This is a genomic window from Actinocorallia libanotica (assembly GCF_039525175.1).
GTDB classification, from domain to species: domain Bacteria; phylum Actinomycetota; class Actinomycetes; order Streptosporangiales; family Streptosporangiaceae; genus Actinocorallia; species Actinocorallia libanotica.
The window spans coordinates 118,106-135,983 of sequence record NZ_BAAAHH010000005.1 but is presented as its reverse complement, the minus strand read 5'-3'; the positions used below and the strand labels follow the sequence as shown (position 1 = coordinate 135,983).

The following is a 17,878-nucleotide window of genomic DNA, read 5'->3' as shown; positions in this document are numbered from 1 at the left end:
GCCTGCCGTCCGCGTCCGCCGTCCCGCGTCCGGCGGGGCGGCGGGCGCGGAGGAGCGGTCATTCGAAGAGGGACGGGTCGCCGGTGCCCTTGCGGAGGATCTCGGGCTCGCCGCTGGAGAGGTCGACGACGGTGGTGGGGACGGAGCCGCACTCGCCGGAGTCGATGACGGCGTCGACGACGTGGTCGAGGCGTTCCTTGATCTCCCAGCCCTGGGTCATCGGCTCCTCCTCGCCGGGGAGGAGGAGGGTGCTGGAGAGGATGGGCTCGCCGAGCTCGGCGAGGAGGGCCTGGACGACGGCGTGGTCGGGGATGCGGACGCCGACGGTCTTCTTCTTGGGGTGCAGGAGGCGGCGGGGCACCTCCTTGGTGGCGGGCAGGATGAACGTGTAGCCGCCGGGCGTCGCCGCCTTGATGGAGCGGAACAGGGCGTTGCTGATCTGGACGAACTGGCCGAGCTGCGCGAAGTCCTTGCACACCAGGGTGAAGTGGTGGCCGTCGTCGAGGTGGCGGATCTCCCTGATGCGGTCGATCCCCTCCTTGTTGCCCAGCCGGCACCCGAGCGCGAAGCACGAGTCCGTCGGATACACGACCAGCCCGTCCTTGACGATGAGGTCCGCCGCCTGGCGGATCGCCCGGGGCTGCGGGTCGTCCGGATGCACATCGAAATACTTCGCCATGCATCGGAGCTTAGGCGGCCTGGAACGTTTCGCACCCCGCCCTCCCGAAGATGTCCAAAACCTCCAAAATTCTTGAGGTTCCTGGAGCAGGCCGCCCGAAGTCGACGGCCAGAGCGCCGCGCCTCATCGAGGGAGGTCGCTGTCACCGCCCAGGTTGCCCACCATGCGGCGCAGGACGTTCACCGCCGCGGCGTATTCGGCGGCCGTGACGCCCTCGTGCGTCCGCTCGTGGACCCGCAGGTTGCGCTCCCTCGCCCGCCGCCGGCCGGCCTCGCCCTCCTCGGTCAGCGCCAGCAGCCCGGCGTCCTCCCGCATCCAGCCGCGGGAGAGCAGATCGTCGTAGACGCCGTCGAAGTCGGTCCCCAGGTCGTCGAAGGGCATCAGCTTCCGCGAGAGCGCGGCGCGCGTCCACGTCCCGGGCGCCCCCGCCACATGGTTGAGCGTCCACCAGTGCGGCTGGGTCAGCCCCTCCACCGCCAGCTGCTCCCGCAGCGCGCCGACCACCCTGCGCCCCGTCTCCGAACTCCAGTACCCGATGGGCTGGGCGGCGAGTTCCTCGACCGTGTACTCCTTGAACGCCATGACGGCCTCTCCTTCGCGTCGCCGAAACCGAACACCCCCGACGGTAGAACTTCAACCTTCCTTGAAGTCAACACCGCGGGAGGCCCTCCGGCGGCCGGACGCGAACCCGGCCGGGTCGCGCCGGACGGAGATCGGCGATCATGGACGAAACGCTGTAGACATGGACACGGCACGTCTTCCGGACCGACCGAAGGAGAACCATGCACGAGAAGACCAGCCTCGTCACCGGTGCCACCTCCGGTATCGGGAAGGAGATCGCGCGGGAGCCCGTCCGGCGCGGCCACCGGGTCGGCGTCGTCGGCCGCTGACCGTCCAGACCCGCATCGCTCCCGTCCGACCCCTTGGAGGAGACCGTGGCCCACACCATCGTGGATCTGAGCGAGATGAGCGCCGGGCTCAACGGCTCCGCGCGGCTGACGGGGCATCTTGCGCGTCCGGAAGGTCCGGGGCCGTGGCCCGGAGTGGTCGTCGTCCACGAGGTCTTCGGCAGTGACGAGGTCATGGTCCGCCAGGCCGAGCGGCTCGCCGAGGCCGGTTATCTCGCGCTTCTGCCCGACCTGTACAGCGACGGGGGCAAACGCCGCTGCCTCGTTCCGACCTTCCTCGCCATGGTGTCCGGCCGCGGCCGTGCCCACGCCGACATCGAGGCCGCGCGCCGGACGCTGGCCGCCCGTCCCGACTGCACCGGCGCCATCGGCCTCATCGGTTTCTGCATGGGCGGAGCCTTCGCGCTCCTCTCCGCGAACAACGGCGGCTATGAGGCGGTGTCGGCCAACTACGGCATCCTGCCCAGGGACCTCGACCGCGCCCTGGCCGGCGCGTGCCCGGTCGTGGCCAGCTACGGAGCGCGCGACCGCAGCCTCAAGGGCGCCGCCGCCAAGCTGGACGACGCCCTCACCCGTGCGGGCGTCCCCCACGACGTCAAGGAGTACCCGGAGGCCGGGCACTCCTTCCTCAACGACGCCGAGAACGCCCCGCGCCTCCTGCGCCCGCTGACCCGCGTCGCGAACATCGGCCCCGAGCCCGCGGCCGCCGCCGACGCCTGGGCCCGCATCGAGGCGTTCTTCGCCCGCCACCTCAAGCCCGGCGGCTGACCGTACGGCGCTGGCCCGGAAGTCAGTAGCGGTTCGTGGCGGCGTCGAGGTCGAGGCCCTTGTCGATCTCCTCGGCGGGGATGTCCTTGAGGCGGAGCTGGTCCTTGGAGATCTGGCCCAGGGTGGGCAGGGCGCTGCGGTCGGGCCAGGTCTCGGGCTTCCACAACGACGAGCGCAGGAGGGCCTTGGCGCAGTGCATGTACAGCTCCTCGACCTCGACGACGAGCGCGAGGCGGGGGCGCTTGCCCTGGACGGCCAGGTCGTCGAAGAACGGCGCGTCCGACACGAGGATGGCGCGGCCGTTCACCCGCAGCGTCTCGTTCATGCCGGGGACGAGGAACAGCAGGCCGACGCGGGGGTTGCGCAGGATGTTGCGGAAGCTGTCGACGCGGTGGTTGCCGGGGCGGTCGGCGATGGCGAGGCGGTGGTCGTCGAGGACGAGCACCGATCCGGCGGGGTCGCCCTTCGGCGAGACGTCGCACGTCCCGTCCGTGTTCGCGGTGGCCACCAGCACGAACGGCGAGTGCGCGATGAGGGTGCGCGCGTGCTCGTCGATCCGGCCGATGTCCTTGTCCCACATGACCTGCGACGGCTCCTGCACGATCGCCCGGAGCTCGGCCTCGGTGCCCACCGTACGGATCTCGGAAAGATTCACGCGCCAAATATAAGACAGGCCTTACCGGAGGTCTCCGCAGGTACTCGGACGAAAGGGAGTCCCTTACGCCCTACTGTGTGCACTTATGACCAGGGAGACCCGTACGTTGCCCGCCCTCGCGGCGGGACCCGTCGAGATGCCGTTCGTCATCCTGGGCTGGAGCGAGACCATCGCCCACGACACCACCTGGAACGCGCACTCCCACCCCTTCCACGAGCTGCTCTGGAACGAGCGCGGCACGTCCACGGCCGTGGTGGGGCCGCGGGTCTGGACGGTCACGCCCTCCCTGGGCCTGTGGATGCCGGCGGGCGTCCTGCACTCCGGCTCGGCGATCGCCGGCACCCTGTGCCGCGCCAGCTTCTTCGGCTTCGGCACCATGACCTCGCTCTCCGACACGCCCGTCGCCGTCGAGATCACCCCGCTGCTCCGGCTGCTGCTGGAGCGGCTCGCCGACACGGCGCTGCCCGACGCCTCGCGCACGGTGACCGAGGCGATGGTGCTCGACGTGCTCACGCCCTCCCCGCACGAGCTCCTGCTGCAGATGCCCACCTCCGACCTGCTGCGCCCGATCGCCGACGCCGTGCAGGAGAACCCGGGCGACCAGCGGACCCTGTCGGACTGGGCGGCCCGCCTCGGCGTGAGCCGCCGCACGGTCACCCGCGCCTTCAACGCCGAGACGGGCACCAGCTTCGCGCGCTGGGTCGCGGCGGTGCGCGCCCAGCACGCGGTCGGGCTGCTCACCCGCGGCTGGGAGGTCGAGGCCGTCGCCGAGAAGGTCGGCTACCACTCGGCGAGCGCGTTCGGCGTGGCCTTCCGGCGGACGACGGGCCTGACGCCGGGGGCGTTCCGTGCCCGTTGAGGCCTCCGTGCGAAGCCGACTCGTCGATCTTCATGTCCCGATTGCTACAAGGGATGTCCCAAAAGACCGATTGCGACAACTCGCCCACTTCTCCTAAGGTTCGACCAAGGCAAGGCTTACCTAACTAGGTGGGACCTGCCGTAGGACGGTGTACCGCTCCACGAACGCAGGACCGCGATCCAGTCGTACGAGGACCGGCGCCGGCGGAATTCTGAGAGTGGAGTACGGATTGAAGCGGCCACACAGCCTTCGCATCCTCGCCGCGGCTGCCCTCCTCGTGGGCCTCGCCGGCTGCGGCGACTCGTCGGAGGCCGAGAAGGAGACCAAGAGCAGCGCCGCGAGCGCCTCCTTCCCCCTCACGATCGAGCACGCGCTCGGCACGACCACGATCCCGGAGAAGCCCGAGCGGGTCGCCACGGTCAACTGGGCCAACCACGAGGCGCCGCTGGCCCTGGGCGTCGTCCCGGTCGGCATGGCCGCCGCGAACTTCGGCGACGATGACAAGGACGGCCTCCTGCCCTGGGTGAAGGAGCGCCTGACCGAGCTCAACGCCGAGACGCCCGTCCTCTTCGACGAGACCGACGGCATCGACTTCGAGGGCGTCGCCGACACCAAGCCCGACGTCATCCTCGCCGCCTACTCGGGCCTGACCAAGCAGGACTACGACACCCTCAGCCAGATCGCCCCCGTCGTGGCCTACCCCGAGGCCGCGTGGGCGACCCCGTGGCGCGAGATCATCCGGCTGAACAGCAAGGCCATCGGCCTCGCCGACAAGGGCGAGGAGCTCATCACCGACATCGAGGGCGACATCACCGAGGTCGTTGCGAAGTACCCGCAGCTCAAGGACAAGTCGGTCATGTTCATGACCCACCTCGACCCCAACGACGTGAGCCAGGTCGGCTTCTACACCACGCACGACACCCGCACGCTGTTCTTCGAGGACCTCGGACTGAAGATCGCGGACAGCATCACCGAGGCGTCCAAGGACACCGACAAGTTCGGCCTGACGGTGAGCTCCGAGCAGATCGACATGTTCGACGACGTCGACATCATCACCGGATACGGCGACGAGAAGGGCGAACTGCTCGACAAGATCAGCAAGGACCCGCTGCTGTCGAAGATCCCCGCCATCGAGCGCGGCTCGGTCTACCTGCTGCCCGACACCAAGCCGCTGGGCACCGCCGCCAACCCCACCCCCCTGTCGATCACGTGGGTGCTGGAGGACTACGTCAAGGCCCTCGCCGAGGCCGCGGACAAGGTCAATTGATCGCTCCCCTCCCTGGCGGGAGAGGGCTCTCGGATGAGCCCCCTCCCGCCATGAGAACCGCGAGGATTCCTGGCTCGGGCGGCCTCCTGCCCCACCGGGGCAGGAGGACTTACGCCGTCGTCACCAGCCGGGTTCAAACCAGCCCGGACCAGCATCACATGCGCGGAGTTCTTGTCTCTGGGACGGGAGACCCCGCACGCGGTGCAGGTGTAAGTGCGTTCGGACAGAGGCAGGCGGTGCTTGGCTCTCGTACCGCAATCACCACAGTCCATCGTGGTATACGCCGGATCCACCAGGCGGACGGCTCGACTGTGCTTGCAGCCCATCTCGATCAGCGCCGTCTTGGTCGCGCCGATGGCCGCGTCGGTGGCCTTGCGCGCCATGGTGGATTTGGCCAGGAACTTCGGGCGGAAGTCCTCCACCGCGACCGCATCATGGTCGCGCACGATTTTCTTGGCCCATTTGCGGGCGGTGTCCCGTCGCTGTGCGGCCACTCTCTTATGCATCTTCGCGGCCTGCTTCTTAGCGCGCAGGTAGCCTCTGGATGCCCTTTGCCCTCGAGAGGGCTTCCGACGGGCCATCATCCGCTGATAGCGGCTGAGCTCGGCCTGGGCCTTCTTGCCGTACTGGGGATGGGGAAGGTCGTACTCGTCGCTGGTGGTGGTCGCGATCATGGACACACCCCAGTCGATTCCGATCACCTGCCCGGTGGCGGGCAACGGCTCGACCTGCGCGGGCACGACGAACGAGCAGTACCAATGCCCCAGCGAGTCGCGGTGGACTCGCACCGAAGTGGGAGCAGCGGGCAGGGCCCGGGACCACACCACGGTCAGGGAGATTCCCCCGGCCACGAGCAGACGTCCACCGGTGAGGCGGAACCCGCGCCGGGTGTAGTTCAGCGTCGGTTCGGCCTCGTTCTTCTTCTTGAAGTGAGGCATCCCCGACCGTCGGTGCAGGGGAACCCGGTTGGCGATGTCCTTGATCGCCCTGGCACGAGATCTGGCGAAGTCGCGGATGGTCTGCTGCTGCGGCACCGACGCGCCCTTACGCAGCCACCGTTGTTCGGCGCGCCAGCCGGTCAGCATCTTGTCCAGCTTCGCAGGACCGCACGTGTCGCCTGTCGCATACACGGCTTTGGACTGGGCGACGCATTCGTTCCACACCCACCGGCACCGGCCCCACTCAGCCAGCAGTGCCCGCTCAGCCATAGTCGAGACACGCAGCCGGTAGGTATACCGAGCGCTACCAGCACCATGTTCGGAGCTGCCTTGCGTCGCCATAGCGCCAAGCCTATATCAACTCTACGTATTCATATGACTACTTCTGATGCATGGTGGGAGGCCAAGTGACGACGGCGTCCGACGTCAGACGTGCGCCGGACGCCGCCCTTGTGCGGCGTCCGGCGCGTGTCCGGGTGTTGTGGCTGCTCGTCTCGGTCCTCGTCCTGGCCGCGCTGATGGTGGCCTCCGTGGCGCTCGGCTCGCGGGACGTCGCCTGGGCCGACGTGTGGGCGGCGCTCGGCGGCGCGGACGACACACTCGAACAGGCGGCCGTCGCCAAGCGGATACCGCGCACCCTGCTCGCGGTGCTGATGGGCGCCGCGCTCGGCCTCTCCGGCGCCGTCATGCAGGGCGTGACCCGCAACCCGCTGGCCGACCCGGGCATCCTCGGCGTCAACATGGGCGCGTCGCTCGCCGTCGTCACCGCCGTCGCGTTCCTCGGGCTCACGTCGCCGACCGCGTACATCTGGGTCGCGATGGCGGGGGCGGCCGTCTCGGCGGTGTTCGTGTACACCATCGGATCCCTCGGGCGCGGCGGGGCCACGCCCCTCAAACTCGCGCTCGCCGGCACCGCCACGTCGGTGGCCTTCGCGTCCCTGGTCAGCGCCGTCGTCCTGCCCCGCAACGACATCGCCGGGAGCTTCAAGCTCTGGCAGATCGGCGGGGTCGGCGGCGCGTCCTACGAGCGCATCGGGCAGGTCCTGCCGTTCCTCGTCGTCGGCATCGTCGTGTGCCTCCTGTCCGCGCGGGGCCTGAACTCGCTCGCGCTGGGCGACGAACTCGCGGCCGGGCTCGGCGAACGCGTCGCCGTCATCCGGGCCGTGGCCGCCCTCGGCGCCGTCGTGCTGTGCGGCGCGGCGACCGCCGTCGCCGGGCCGATCGCCTTCGTCGGGCTCGTCGTCCCGCACGCGTGCCGCCTGCTCGTCGGCATCGACCACCGCTGGATGCTGCCGTTCTCCGCCCTGGTCGGCGCGGCCCTGCTCACCGCCGCCGACGTCGTCGGCCGGGTCGTGGCGCGCCCCTCGGACATCGAGGTGGGCATCGTGACGGCGTTGATCGGAGCCCCGTTCTTCATCCACATCGTCCGCCGTCAGAAGGTGCGTGAGCTGTGAGCGCCCCCGCCGCCACCCGCCCGCCCAAGTCCGCCGCCCGCGACCTGGACTCCGTGGTCCGGGACGTCGCCCGCGGCCGCCGCCGGCGTGCCTCCCGGCGCCGCCTCGTCATGCTGACGCTGGCGGTGCTCGTCGTCGCGGGGTTCGCCGTGACCCTGATGTTCGGGCAGACGTTCTACCCGCCCCGCGACGTCATCGGCGTCATCCTGGGCGAGCAGGTGCCGGGCGCGTCCTTCACGGTCGGGCGGCTCCGGCTGCCGCGGGCCGTCCTCGCCGTGGTCGCGGGATTCAGCTTCGGCCTGGCCGGCGTCACCTTCCAGACGATGCTCCGCAACCCGCTGGCCAGCCCCGACATCATCGGCATCAGCTGGGGCGCGAGCGCCGCGGCGGCCGTCGCGATCGTGTCGCTGTCCCTCGGCGGGACCCAGGTGTCGACCCTCGCCATCGTCTCCGCCCTCGCCGTCGCCCTGCTCATCTACGTCCTGGCGTTCCGGGACGGCGTCGTCGGCACGCGGCTCATCCTCATCGGCATCGGCATCTCCGCGATGCTGGAGAGCGTCACCTCCTACGTGTTGTCCAGGGCCGCCGAATGGGACCTCCAGGAGGCCACGCGCTGGCTGACCGGCAGCCTCAACGGGGTGACCTGGGAGCAGACGCTGCCCGCCCTCGCGGCGATGGCCGTCCTCACCCCCGCCCTGCTGGCCCTGTCCCGCGACCTGTCGATGATGCAGCTCGGCGAGGACACCGCCTCGGCCCTCGGCGTCCGCGTCGAACGCACCCGCGTCCTGGTGATCGTCGCCGCCGTCTGCCTGATCGCGTTCGCCACGGCGGCGGCCGGCCCGATCGCGTTCGTGGCGTTCCTGTCCGGTCCCATCGCGGCCCGGCTGATCGGCACGGGCGGCTCCCTCCTCGTGCCCGCCGGTCTCGTCGGCGCCCTCCTCGTCCTGGTCGCCGACTTCACCGGCCAGTTCGCGTTCGACGTCCGCTACCCGGTCGGCGTCGTCACCGGCGTCCTCGGCGCGCCGTACCTCGTCTACCTGATCGTCCGCACCCACCGTGCCGGAGGCGCGCTGTGACCACGTCCCACTCCCTGACGGCCGAGCACCTCACGCTCGGTTACGGCGACCGCACCGTCGTCGAGTCCCTGGACCTGGCCGTCCCGCCCGGGAAGATCACGGTCATCGTGGGCGCGAACGCCTGCGGCAAGTCGACGCTCCTGCGCTCCCTGTCCCGGCTGCTCTCCCCCCGCGGGGGCCGCGTCGTCCTGGACGGCAGGGAGGTGCACCGCATGCCGGCCAAGGAGCTGGCCCGCACGCTCGGCCTCCTCCCCCAGTCGCCGGTCGCGCCCGAGGGCATCACCGTGCTCGACCTCGTGGGCCGCGGCCGCCACCCCCACCAGGGCCTCTTCTCCCGGTGGAAGCACGAGGACGACGTCGCGGTGGCGGCGGCCCTGGAGGCCACCCGGACGACGGAGCTCGCCGACCGCTCCGTCGACGAGCTCTCCGGCGGCCAGCGCCAGCGCGTCTGGATCGCCATGGCCCTGGCCCAGCAGACCGACCTGCTCCTGCTGGACGAGCCCACCACCTTCCTCGACGCCAGCCACCAGGTCGAGGTCCTCGACCTGCTGACCGACCTCAACCGCGACCGCGGCACCACCATCGTGATGGTCCTGCACGACCTCAACCTCGCCGCCCGCTACGCCGACCACCTCATCGCCCTGGCCGGCGGCGGCCTCCACGCCGCGGGTCCGCCCGCCGAGGTCCTCACCGAGGACACCGTCCGCACGGTCTTCGACCTGGAGAGCCGCATCATCGAGGACCCCGTCTCCGGCCGCCCCCTGATGCTGCCCATCGGCCGCCACCACGTGCTCTCCCGGCCCGCCGCGGCCCGGGACTGACCGGGCCGCTCAGCCTCCGCCGGTCCGCGCTCCCGGTCCGGGCAGCACGTCGACGTCGGCGGCGGCCATCGGCCCGCCGCACTCCGAGCAGTGCAGTTCGGCGTGGCCGATCCGGCCGCAGGCGCGGTGGCGGTGGAGCACGGGCGGGCCCGCCTCGCCCGCCGTCCAGCGATCCCCCCACCGCGCCATCACCAGGAGCAGGTCGCAGAGCTCCTCGCCCTTGGCCGTCAGCGCGTACTCATGGCGCGGCGGCCGGCTCGAGTACTCCCTGCGCTCCAGCACCCCCTGGCCGACCAGCCACTTCAGCCTCTCGGCGAGCACCTTGCTGGAGATGCCCAGGTCGCGCTGGAGCTGCTCGAAGCGGCCCATGCCGACGTAGACGTCGCGCAGGATCAGCGGGGACCAGGGCTCCCCGATGACATCGAGCGTACGGGCGATCGAACAGGCCATGTCTCCGAACCGGGTCCGCTGCATGGGAGCAGTCTACGGCCAGTCACTTCCCTGAAGAAAGTTGCTGGGGTAGAGTCCGCCCCAGTCCCTTTCCTCAAGGAAGTAACTGGAGGTCCAGCCGTGAACCGACCCCGGATCGTCTCCGAACCCCACTGGCACGCCGCCCGGGAGGCCCTCCTGGCCAAGGAGAAGGAGCTCACCCGCGCCCTGGACGCCCTGGCCGCCGAACGGCGCCGGATGCCGATGGTCCGCGTCGACGCGGACCACCGCTTCCAGGGCCCCGACGGGCCCGCGAGCCTGCTCGACCTGTTCGACGGGCGCAGCCAGCTCATCACCTACTGCTTCATGTGGCACGGCCTCGACGACGTCTGCTCCGGATGCGCGATGTTCGTCGACAACATCGGGCACCCGGCCCACCTGCACGCCCGGGACGTCTCCCTGGCCCTGGTGTCGCGCGGCCCGATCGAGGAGATCACGCAGGTCGGGAAGCGCATGGGCTGGACGCTCCCGTGGTTCTCCTCGCTGGGCGGCGACTTCAACGACGACGTCGGGGCCGGCGACGGGTTCGCGCTCAACGTCTTCCTGCGCGACGGCGACGAGGTGTACCGCACCTACTTCACCACGGGGCGAGGCGTCGAACGCCTCGGCAGCAACTGGACCTTCCTGGACCTCACCCCGTTCGGCAGGCAGGAGACCTGGGAGGACTCCCCCGAAGGCCGGCCGCAGACCCCGCCCTACCAGTGGTGGCGCCTGCACGACGAGTACGGCGACGACCGGCCCTGACGGCCGGGCGCCCCCTTCGGCCCGTCAGGCGTACCGGTCGGCGTACTCCTCGGTGGGCGCGATCTCGGTGATCACGTCGATCAGGACGCCGTCGGGGTCGGCGACGATGAAGTGCCGCTGCCCGAAGTCCTCGTCGCGCAGCTCCAGCTCGGGCCGCAGGCCGCCGCGGACGACGAGGCGCTCCCACTCCGCGTCCACGTCCTCGACCTCGAAGTTGAGCAGCAGTCCCCGGACGGGCGCGCGGTAGGCCTCGGGCAGCGTCGGGTGCGTGTGGTCGAGCAGGGCGAGCTCGTACCTCGGCTCCTCCCGGCGGCGCAGGCTGACGTACCAGTCGGCCTCGAAGGTGGTCTCGAACCCCATCAGGCCGGTGTAGAAGTCGCGGGCCTCCTGGATCCGCGAGCTGCAGATGACGGGGTAGAGGCTGGACAGTTGCATACGGGCTCCTTCACATACCGTCGGTATGTGAAGGTAACCTATTGGCGTACCATCGGTATGTCAAAGAGCGGGGCGGGATGGCGGACGGCAGGGCACGGCAGAAGGAGCAGACCCGGCGGGCGCTCCTGCGCGAGAGCAGGCGCCTGTTCGCCACGCTCGGCTACGGCGCGGTGAGCCTGGCGGAGGTCGTCCGCGCCGCCGGAGTCACCAAGGGCGCGCTCTACCACCACTTCGACGGCAAGACCGCGCTCTTCCGCGCCGTCCTGGAAGAGGTGCAGCAGCAGGTCGGCGAGGCCGTCGCCGCGGCCGCCGACGCCCAGGACGACCCGTGGGCGTGCTTCACCGCCGGATGCCGGGCGTTCCTCACCGCCGGCACCGACCCCGGCGTCCGGCAGATCATGCTCGTCGACGGCCCCGCCGTCCTGGGCTGGCACGCATGGCGCGCCCTCGACGAAGCCGCCTCGGCCCGGCACCTGGCCGAGGCGCTCACCTCCCTCATCGACGAAGGCCTGATCGCCCCGCAACCCGTCGCCCCCCTGACCCGCCTGCTCTCGGGAGCCCTGAACGAAGCCGCCCTCTGGCTGGCGGAATCGACCGACCCCGCGGACCTCGCCGACACCATGTCCGCCCTGTCCCGGCTGCTGGAGTCCCTGCGCGCCGAATCCCGGGCCTGACCTCGTGCGACGCCTCTTCCTCGGCTCGGCCCGCCTGGGAGCCCTACCGGCCTGGCTCGCCGCCCTCCCCGCGAAACCGCGACGAGCCGTCCTCGTCCCCACCGCCGCCAATCCCCTGCCCTCGGCCCCCTTCGTCGACGCGGCCGCGCGACTGCTGCGCGGAGAAGGCCTGCTCGTCGAACGCCTCGACCTGGAACACGTGGACTCCGCCGCCGACACCGTGAGCGAAGCCCAGCTGGTCTTCGTGACCGGCGGCTATGCGATGTTCCTCCTGCAACACGCACGCAGGACGGGTTTCGACCGCGTCGTTTCCCGAGCCGTCCGGGAGGGCCGCCTGGCTTACGCGGGCGTCTCGGCGGGCGCGGCCCTCACAGGCCCCGACCTCCGCTTCTTCCAGGACGCCGAAGACCCCGGAGTCTGCGCCTCCACCACCGGTCTCGGCCTGGCCCCCTTCACCGTCCTCCCCCACCGCGATCGAGGCCGCGCCGAACGACACGACCGGTACGCCGCCCGGCATGGCGGACCGTTCCGGTTCGTCTCGATCAACGACGACCAGGCCGTCATCATGGAAGGCGACACGTGGGAGATCCGACCTTCACCGGCCTCGCGCCATGACCAGTGAAGACCTGCATGCCGCCGTCGAGGAGCTGCTCGCCCTGCCCTTCCCCCGCGAGGACACGCGAGGCGAGGTCCGTGACAGCGGGCCCGGCTACCACGTACAGGTCCTCCAGGCCAGCCGCGACTTCTGGGACGACCGCGACGAGGAGATCGTCGAGGCCGCCGAGGAGGAGATCGACGCCGCCTTCCGAGCACTGGCGACCGCTCTGACGGCACGGTGGGGCGAGCCCGAGACGGTCGACCTCGACCCTTACCTCTGGAGCGAGGAGCCCGCACCCGAACCCCTGGGCCGGCTGTCCATGCTCAGCGGCCGAATGCTCGTCTGGCGGCGCCCGGTGCCAGGCCGCTGGGTGGCACTGGCCGTCGGCCAGGCCGACCGGGAGTTCCCCATCGAGCTCCTCGCCGCGATCGGCGAGGAGCACCACCTCCCCGCCTGAGACCGCCCTCCGTCTCGTTCGCGAGGCGACTCCTCCGGCCTCCGTCAGGCTCCGACCGCAGCAGTCCGCGACGTCACGGCCATCACCACCAAGAGGCCCGCCAACACCGACCAGTAGCCGATGATCTGGATACTCGACGGCGGATGAACCAGAGAGGCGGCCACACCCGGCAGAACGTAGACCGCCGCCGCCAGCGTCCAGCGCGGGCTGCGGGTGACGGCTGTCGCCCACACTCCCGCGAGGAGGAGAACGCCTTCCGTGCCCGCCCTGGCCGACTCCCAGATCTCGCCGTACGCTCCGGGCCCGTAGGTGAGGGCGAGGGCCGCCGCCGGGACCGCCAGCCACCACCACGGCCGGACGCGCAATCCCCGCGGCCCGCGGACCGCCAGGATCATGGACCCTGCGGCCAGCACTCCGTAAGGCACCAGGGAAGCCCAGTTGTGGTACGCCGGGCCGAAGAACGGCGCCCATCCCGTCGCCTCGGCGCCGAACAGCATGGCCCGGCCGGTCGAGAAGGCGACGGCCAGCGCCAAGGGCAGGGCCACCAGAGTCCAGCCGCGCAGCAGCACGACGACGAGCGCCGCCGAAACCGCCGTCCACCAGGGCGACGCACGGTCCGCGATGCCGTACGACAGGTTCGCCAGGGCCAGCACCAGCAGTCCGAGCTGCACCCCGTCGGCCCACCAGGGGGCCGGTCCTTCGGCGGCTCTGCGCGCCCGGACGGCGAAGCCCGCCGTGACGAGCCCGGCGGTCTCCTTCAACGACGGAGCGCGGCGCGGTGAGTCTCCCGCCAGCGTGCCGAGGACGTCGTCGCCGTACTCGGCGCGGTGCCCGGCCGGAAAGGCCCGCAGGAACAGCCGGTACCAGCCTTCGGTGAACACCTCGCTCATGCCCACACCGCCCATGCCGCCGGAGCGGTTCGTCCTGTGACGACTCGTGCGGCCTGCTCCATCCGCACGGCCTCGCGGGTGACGGCCAGCTTCCCGTCCTCCGTCAGCCGGTAGTAGCGGCGGAGCCGTCCCTGGACGGTCTCCTCGCCGTCCACGACGACCAGGCCATCGCCCGCCAGCCGGTCGAGTGCGCCGTAGAGCGTGCCGACGGCCAGCCGGACCCGCCCGGCGGACAGCTCCTCGGCCCGTTTGATGATCCCGTAGCCGTGCGACGGCCCGTCGAGCAGCGCCGCCAGCACGAAGTACGTGGGCTCGCTCATCACCGATACTCGCTTCACCATACGGTGGACGATATATCGCTCAACGAAGTATTGAAAGTCCTCCAGTACGGCATGGTCCTGTCGCATAAGTCCTTTGCGATCCTAGGAGTCCTAGGATATTCCTAGAGGTCCTAGGAAAACGGAGGGTGTGCATGGGGCGGGTCGGGCTGACGGCGGAGCGGGTGACGGTCGTGGGCGCCGAGGTGGCGGATGAGGTCGGGTTCGACCGGGTGAGCATGTCGGAGGTGGCGCGGCGGCTCGGGGTGAAGGACGCGAGCCTCTACACGCACGTGCGCGGTCTGGAAGATCTGCGGGGGCGGATCGCGCTGCTGGCCGCGGACGAGAAGACCATCGGCATCGCGGAGGCGACCGTCGGCCGGGCGGGCAAGGACGCGCTGGTCGCGTTCGCGAACGCCTGGCGGGAGTACGCCCACCGGCACCCGGGCCGCTACGCGGCGACGCAGACTCCGATCCAGATCGATCCCGAGCTGGTTGCGAAGGCCGCGGGGCCGCGGCGCGCGGTCGAGCTGACCTACGGGATGCTGCGCGCCTACGGCCTGGAGGAACCCGATCTGACCGACGCGGTGCGGGTGCTGCGCAGCACGTTCCACGGGTTCGTCACCCTGGAGGCCGCCGGTGGATTCGCCCATGCCCGTTCCCCGCAGCAGACCTGGGATCGCGCCCTCGACGCCCTGCACATCCTCCTGGAGAACTGGCCGTCATCCCGAGAAGGAGACTCCCCATGACCACCACCGGCACCCTGCGCGTGAACGGCGCGACCTTGCACTACGAAGTACGCGGCGAAGGACCGCTCCTGCTGCTGATACCCGGCGGCACGGGCGGCGCGGCCTCCTTCGACGGCATCGCCGACGCGCTGGCCGTCGATTACACGGTCGCCACCTACGACCCGCGCGGCATGGTCCGCAGCGCCCTGGACAATCCTGAAGCCGAACAACATGTGGCCGAGCACGCCGAAGACGCCTTCCATCTCCTGGAACTCCTGTCGCCTGACGCGCCCGCCCGCGTCTTCGGCTCCAGTTCAGGCGCGATCGTCGCCCTCCATCTCCTCACCGCCCACCCCGAACGCGTCGCACGTGTCGTGGCGCACGAGCCGCCGGTGGTGGAGGTCCTGCCGGACGCTTCCGAGCATCGCGCGCTCATCGCACGCGTACGGGAGACGTTCCGTGCCGAAGGCCTCATGCCGGCGATGACGGTGTTCGCCGCGGGCCTGCGGGCCGAGGGAGCCGCCGAACCGCAGCCCAAGGTCGAGCTTCCGCCGGAGGCCGCGGCGAGAGCCGAGCAGACGATGGCCGGTCTGCCCTACTTCATCGGCCGCATCGTCCCCGCCTTCATGTCCTACGTCCCCGACGTCGACCGGCTGGAAGCGTTGTCGGACCGGCTCGTGCTCGCCTGCGGCCAGGACTCCCGCGGCGAACTCCCCTACCGTCCGGCCGCCCACCTGGCCGAACGCCTCGGCACGGAACTCGTGCACTTCCCCGGCGGGCACACCGGCCTGACCACCCGTTCCGCCGAGTTCGGCGAGCTCCTGCGCAAGGTTCTCCGCGCCTGAACCGGCCGTGGAGGGACCGTCGCACGACGGCCCCTCCGGCCGGTCAGTCGGTGGTGATGTTGATGTCGCCTCCGGCGGGGACCGGCACGACCTTGATCTTTCCGTCCTTGATCGCCTGGTAGAGGATCACCGCGTAGGCGTCGCCCAGCACCTTCTTCAGGTCGGCGAGCGCCTTGAGCTCCGTCTGGATCTGCTTGTTGCGGTTGGTCTGCGTCTTGTTGTCCTCGATCGCCTGCTGCGCGGCGGCCAGCGAGACGCGGACGTTCTCCGGCGGGACGGGCTGCTGCAGCGTCAGCAGGAACGAGCCGCACTCCCCGGAGCCGTTGAACGTCGGCGCGCAGAAGTAGTTGTCACCGGCGATCGCGTTGACCTGCTGGGCGACGGCCTCGCCGACCTTGGTCTCCCACTCCCGCTTGATCTTGGGGTCGGAGTACAGGTCCTGCCACGAGTAGCCCTTCGACACCTCGTCGAGCGCGCGGTCCAGCGGGGAGCCGATGTAGATGCGGAGCATCTTCGCCCAGCCGTCGTCCTCGTAGGCCTCGTACTTCAGGCCGATCTCCTCGTGGAACTTGCGCAGGACCTTGCAGTCGTCGTTGAGGCTGAAGGTCGCGACGCCTTCGACGGTCAGTTCCAGGTCGTCCTTCGACACGACCTTCAACGCGTCCGTGTCGCCGTCGTCGCCGAACTGGTAGGTCCGCTGGCCCACCGGATAGAGGTACACCTTGTCCCCGGGCCCGTGCCAGATCCGCCCGGTGTTGCAGTTGTCGAACTCCGTCGAGGAGAGCGGGCCGGCGTCGTACTCCAGGCCCTTGGTGTCGGGGCGGACGCTGACCGAGCAGCCGGTGGCGGCCAGGGTCACCAGAACGGCGGAGACGACGGCGGCGCTGACGTGCTTGAGGTTCTTCATAAGACCTCCGAGTGGGGGGATTTCGGCGAACCACCGACCAGAATGACCGAATATCCGCACCAAACCCACACAATTAACTCGATTGACCCGCACAGAAGGCGGCATTCAAGGGCCGCCCTATCGGGCGGTCGAAACCCCTCCTCGCGAGCACCTCCGGGCCATGCCGGCACAGAAGCACCCGAAGTGCCGGGGTGTCACTCCGGAGCGTTCCGGATGTCCCGTTTGCGGCCTTCCTCCCTACGGTGTCGATGGCATCCGCCGGACCCGTCCGACGCGACACGCGGGGCCCTCCGCTGCGCCCGGACACTTCGTCGTGTTCCCGACCAGGAGGTCATGTTGAGCGAGCAGCACCCCACCCGCAGGAACCTTCTCAAGGCCGCCGGAGGACTCTCCGCCGCACTGGCCGCGGGCACCGGAGGCGCCCTGCTCAGCGCCTCGGCCGCCTCGGCCGCCAACGACGGCTTCGGCCTGCACATCGCCGGCCGCGACGAGCGCGACCCCCGGATGTGGTACTACCGCTTCCAGACCGCCCAGATCGGCTGGAACCCCGGCGTCAACGTGCTCCTGCCGGACGACTACCACTGGAGCGGCCGCACCTACCCGGTCCTGTACCTCCTCCACGGCGGCCTCCAGGACTTCATCACCTTCGACCTCGAGGGCATCCGCGCCTGGACCGCGGGCAAGCGCATCATCGTGGTCATGCCCGACGGCGGCCGCACGGGCTGGTACTCCAACCCCGTCCACTCGAACGTCGGCCCGCGCAACTGGGAGAACTTCCACATCAACCAGTTGATCCCCTGGGTCGACGCGAACTTCCGCACCTACGCCGAGTACAACGGCCGTGCCGTGTCCGGATTCTCGATGGGTGGTTTCGGCGCGCTGAAGTACGCCGCCAAGTACTACGGCCACTTCGCCTCGGTCAGCTCCCACTCGGGCCCCGCCAGCCTGCGCCGCGACGGCGGCCTGGTCGTCCACTGGGCCAACGTCACCTCCGGCGCCGTGGACCTGGGCGGCGGCACGGTCTATGGCGCGCCCTTCTGGGACGAGGCCCGGGTGTCCGCCGACAACCCGGTGCAGCGCATCGAGAGCTTCCGCAACAAGCGGATCTTCCTCGTCGCGGGCACCGGCCCCAACCCGGTCGACTGGTACCAGGCGATCACCGAGAGGCAGGTGCTCGACGGGCAGCGCGAGTTCGGCTCCCTGCTCAGGAACGCGGGCATCCCGTACCAGTCGCATGAGCCGGACGGTGGCCACCTCATCCGCCACAACCTGATGCAGGACGACATCAACGGCATCATCGCCCACCTTCGCAAGGCATGACCGGCGCACCGGGCTCCGCGCCCTCCCCCAGCCACCCAGAGACGACCAG

At 70.4% G+C, this 17,878-nt stretch carries 22 protein-coding genes; 13 read left to right on the top strand and 9 right to left on the bottom strand.

What is annotated here, in order from left to right; all coding sequences use genetic code 11:
• Positions 1-58 precede the first annotated feature (58 nt).
• Entirely contained in the window at positions 59-679 is a 621-nt protein-coding gene (locus ABD140_RS09070; RefSeq protein WP_344238795.1) for an L-threonylcarbamoyladenylate synthase, read from the bottom strand.
• Between the two features lie 123 nt (positions 680-802).
• Positions 803-1,261, bottom strand: coding sequence for a MarR family transcriptional regulator (locus ABD140_RS09065; protein WP_344238793.1), 459 nt, complete (start codon positions 1,259-1,261; stop codon positions 803-805).
• 353 nt (positions 1,262-1,614) lie between these two features.
• On the opposite strand from ABD140_RS09065, the gene ABD140_RS09060 reads away from it, so the two are divergent.
• A complete protein-coding gene (locus tag ABD140_RS09060; RefSeq protein WP_344238791.1) occupies positions 1,615-2,355 on the top strand; it encodes a dienelactone hydrolase family protein in 741 nt (246 codons plus the stop codon).
• A gap of 22 nt (positions 2,356-2,377) precedes the next feature.
• Here ABD140_RS09060 and ABD140_RS09055 read toward each other — a convergent pair whose 3' ends face one another.
• Positions 2,378-3,010, bottom strand: coding sequence for a pyridoxamine 5'-phosphate oxidase family protein (locus ABD140_RS09055; protein ID WP_344238789.1), 633 nt, complete (start codon positions 3,008-3,010; stop codon positions 2,378-2,380).
• Positions 3,011-3,095: 85 nt separating this feature from the next.
• Between ABD140_RS09055 and ABD140_RS09050 the strand changes: the two genes are divergently transcribed.
• Entirely contained in the window at positions 3,096-3,869 is a 774-nt protein-coding gene (locus ABD140_RS09050; RefSeq protein WP_344238787.1) for a helix-turn-helix domain-containing protein, read from the top strand.
• 229 nt (positions 3,870-4,098) lie between these two features.
• Positions 4,099-5,136, top strand: a complete 1,038-nt coding sequence (locus tag ABD140_RS09045; RefSeq protein WP_344238785.1) for an iron-siderophore ABC transporter substrate-binding protein — start codon at positions 4,099-4,101, stop codon at positions 5,134-5,136.
• On the opposite strand, the gene ABD140_RS09040 is transcribed toward ABD140_RS09045, so the two are convergent.
• The gene (locus ABD140_RS09040) at positions 5,094-6,416 is read right to left on the bottom strand and encodes an RNA-guided endonuclease InsQ/TnpB family protein (protein WP_344238783.1); all 1,323 of its coding nucleotides are present in this window, start codon (positions 6,414-6,416) and stop codon (positions 5,094-5,096) included. The genes ABD140_RS09045 and ABD140_RS09040 overlap by 43 nt on opposite strands.
• Before the next feature lie 50 nt (positions 6,417-6,466).
• Between ABD140_RS09040 and ABD140_RS09035 the strand changes: the two genes are divergently transcribed.
• From ABD140_RS09035 to ABD140_RS09025, 3 genes are read left to right on the top strand one after another with little or no spacing between them, the layout of a single operon-like run.
• Positions 6,467-7,528: a FecCD family ABC transporter permease gene (locus ABD140_RS09035; protein WP_425544089.1), complete on the top strand. Its 1,062-nt coding sequence runs from the start codon at positions 6,467-6,469 to the stop codon at positions 7,526-7,528.
• On the top strand, positions 7,525-8,604 hold the full coding sequence (locus ABD140_RS09030; RefSeq protein WP_425544088.1) for a FecCD family ABC transporter permease: 1,080 nt from the start codon (positions 7,525-7,527) through the stop codon (positions 8,602-8,604). Before ABD140_RS09035 ends, ABD140_RS09030 begins: the two co-directional genes overlap by 4 nt.
• The gene (locus tag ABD140_RS09025) at positions 8,601-9,425 is read left to right on the top strand and encodes an ABC transporter ATP-binding protein (protein ID WP_344238779.1); all 825 of its coding nucleotides are present in this window, start codon (positions 8,601-8,603) and stop codon (positions 9,423-9,425) included. Before ABD140_RS09030 ends, ABD140_RS09025 begins: the two co-directional genes overlap by 4 nt.
• A gap of 9 nt (positions 9,426-9,434) precedes the next feature.
• Here ABD140_RS09025 and ABD140_RS09020 read toward each other — a convergent pair whose 3' ends face one another.
• A complete protein-coding gene (locus ABD140_RS09020; RefSeq protein WP_344238778.1) occupies positions 9,435-9,899 on the bottom strand; it encodes a winged helix-turn-helix transcriptional regulator in 465 nt (154 codons plus the stop codon).
• Between the two features lie 96 nt (positions 9,900-9,995).
• On the opposite strand from ABD140_RS09020, the gene ABD140_RS09015 reads away from it, so the two are divergent.
• Entirely contained in the window at positions 9,996-10,658 is a 663-nt protein-coding gene (locus ABD140_RS09015; protein WP_344238776.1) for a DUF899 domain-containing protein, read from the top strand.
• A 24-nt stretch (positions 10,659-10,682) separates the two neighbouring features.
• Here the strand turns inward: ABD140_RS09015 and ABD140_RS09010 are convergent, their stop codons facing one another.
• The gene (locus ABD140_RS09010; protein WP_344238774.1) at positions 10,683-11,093 is read right to left on the bottom strand and encodes a VOC family protein; all 411 of its coding nucleotides are present in this window, start codon (positions 11,091-11,093) and stop codon (positions 10,683-10,685) included.
• A 77-nt stretch (positions 11,094-11,170) separates the two neighbouring features.
• Here ABD140_RS09010 and ABD140_RS09005 point away from each other — a divergent pair, with 77 nt between their 5' ends.
• The 3 genes from ABD140_RS09005 to ABD140_RS08995 are packed head-to-tail and all read left to right on the top strand — an operon-like array spanning position 11,171 to position 12,822.
• Entirely contained in the window at positions 11,171-11,767 is a 597-nt protein-coding gene (locus ABD140_RS09005) for a TetR/AcrR family transcriptional regulator (protein ID WP_344238772.1), read from the top strand.
• A 4-nt stretch (positions 11,768-11,771) separates the two neighbouring features.
• Positions 11,772-12,389: a Type 1 glutamine amidotransferase-like domain-containing protein gene (locus ABD140_RS09000; RefSeq protein WP_344238770.1), complete on the top strand. Its 618-nt coding sequence runs from the start codon at positions 11,772-11,774 to the stop codon at positions 12,387-12,389.
• The gene (locus tag ABD140_RS08995; protein ID WP_344238768.1) at positions 12,379-12,822 is read left to right on the top strand and encodes a hypothetical protein; all 444 of its coding nucleotides are present in this window, start codon (positions 12,379-12,381) and stop codon (positions 12,820-12,822) included. Before ABD140_RS09000 ends, ABD140_RS08995 begins: the two co-directional genes overlap by 11 nt.
• 44 nt (positions 12,823-12,866) lie before the next feature.
• Here the strand turns inward: ABD140_RS08995 and ABD140_RS08990 are convergent, their stop codons facing one another.
• Positions 12,867-13,712 (bottom strand): hypothetical protein, encoded by an 846-nt coding sequence (locus tag ABD140_RS08990; RefSeq protein ID WP_344238766.1) that lies wholly within the window; start codon positions 13,710-13,712, stop codon positions 12,867-12,869.
• Positions 13,709-14,053: a PadR family transcriptional regulator gene (locus tag ABD140_RS08985; RefSeq protein WP_344238764.1), complete on the bottom strand. Its 345-nt coding sequence runs from the start codon at positions 14,051-14,053 to the stop codon at positions 13,709-13,711. Before ABD140_RS08985 ends, ABD140_RS08990 begins: the two co-directional genes overlap by 4 nt.
• 131 nt (positions 14,054-14,184) lie before the next feature.
• On the opposite strand from ABD140_RS08985, the gene ABD140_RS08980 reads away from it, so the two are divergent.
• Positions 14,185-14,778, top strand: coding sequence for a TetR/AcrR family transcriptional regulator (locus tag ABD140_RS08980; RefSeq protein ID WP_344238762.1), 594 nt, complete (start codon positions 14,185-14,187; stop codon positions 14,776-14,778).
• Complete coding sequence (locus ABD140_RS08975; RefSeq protein ID WP_344238760.1) at positions 14,775-15,602, top strand: alpha/beta fold hydrolase; 828 nt, start codon at positions 14,775-14,777, stop codon at positions 15,600-15,602. Before ABD140_RS08980 ends, ABD140_RS08975 begins: the two co-directional genes overlap by 4 nt.
• 43 nt (positions 15,603-15,645) lie before the next feature.
• Here ABD140_RS08975 and ABD140_RS08970 read toward each other — a convergent pair whose 3' ends face one another.
• Complete coding sequence (locus ABD140_RS08970; protein ID WP_344238758.1) at positions 15,646-16,509, bottom strand: SPFH domain-containing protein; 864 nt, start codon at positions 16,507-16,509, stop codon at positions 15,646-15,648.
• A gap of 333 nt (positions 16,510-16,842) precedes the next feature.
• Between ABD140_RS08970 and ABD140_RS08965 the strand changes: the two genes are divergently transcribed.
• Positions 16,843-17,829, top strand: a complete 987-nt coding sequence (locus ABD140_RS08965; protein WP_344238756.1) for an alpha/beta hydrolase — start codon at positions 16,843-16,845, stop codon at positions 17,827-17,829.
• Positions 17,830-17,878 lie beyond the last annotated feature (49 nt).

Coding starts and splice junctions, on each gene's coding strand:
- ABD140_RS09070 (WP_344238795.1), bottom strand. CDS start 679: ATGGCGAAGTATTTCGATGTGCATCCGGACGACCCGCAGCCCCGGGCG.
- ABD140_RS09065 (WP_344238793.1), bottom strand. CDS start 1,261: ATGGCGTTCAAGGAGTACACGGTCGAGGAACTCGCCGCCCAGCCCATC.
- ABD140_RS09050 (WP_344238787.1), top strand. CDS start 3,096: ATGACCAGGGAGACCCGTACGTTGCCCGCCCTCGCGGCGGGACCCGTC.
- ABD140_RS09040 (WP_344238783.1), bottom strand. CDS start 6,416: ATGGCGACGCAAGGCAGCTCCGAACATGGTGCTGGTAGCGCTCGGTAT.
- ABD140_RS09035 (WP_425544089.1), top strand. CDS start 6,467: ATGGTGGGAGGCCAAGTGACGACGGCGTCCGACGTCAGACGTGCGCCG.
- ABD140_RS09020 (WP_344238778.1), bottom strand. CDS start 9,899: ATGCAGCGGACCCGGTTCGGAGACATGGCCTGTTCGATCGCCCGTACG.
- ABD140_RS09010 (WP_344238774.1), bottom strand. CDS start 11,093: ATGCAACTGTCCAGCCTCTACCCCGTCATCTGCAGCTCGCGGATCCAG.
- ABD140_RS09005 (WP_344238772.1), top strand. CDS start 11,171: ATGGCGGACGGCAGGGCACGGCAGAAGGAGCAGACCCGGCGGGCGCTC.
- ABD140_RS08995 (WP_344238768.1), top strand. CDS start 12,379: ATGACCAGTGAAGACCTGCATGCCGCCGTCGAGGAGCTGCTCGCCCTG.
- ABD140_RS08990 (WP_344238766.1), bottom strand. CDS start 13,712: ATGAGCGAGGTGTTCACCGAAGGCTGGTACCGGCTGTTCCTGCGGGCC.
- ABD140_RS08985 (WP_344238764.1), bottom strand. CDS start 14,053: ATGGTGAAGCGAGTATCGGTGATGAGCGAGCCCACGTACTTCGTGCTG.
- ABD140_RS08980 (WP_344238762.1), top strand. CDS start 14,185: ATGGGGCGGGTCGGGCTGACGGCGGAGCGGGTGACGGTCGTGGGCGCC.
- ABD140_RS08975 (WP_344238760.1), top strand. CDS start 14,775: ATGACCACCACCGGCACCCTGCGCGTGAACGGCGCGACCTTGCACTAC.
- ABD140_RS08970 (WP_344238758.1), bottom strand. CDS start 16,509: ATGAAGAACCTCAAGCACGTCAGCGCCGCCGTCGTCTCCGCCGTTCTG.
- ABD140_RS08965 (WP_344238756.1), top strand. CDS start 16,843: ATGTTGAGCGAGCAGCACCCCACCCGCAGGAACCTTCTCAAGGCCGCC.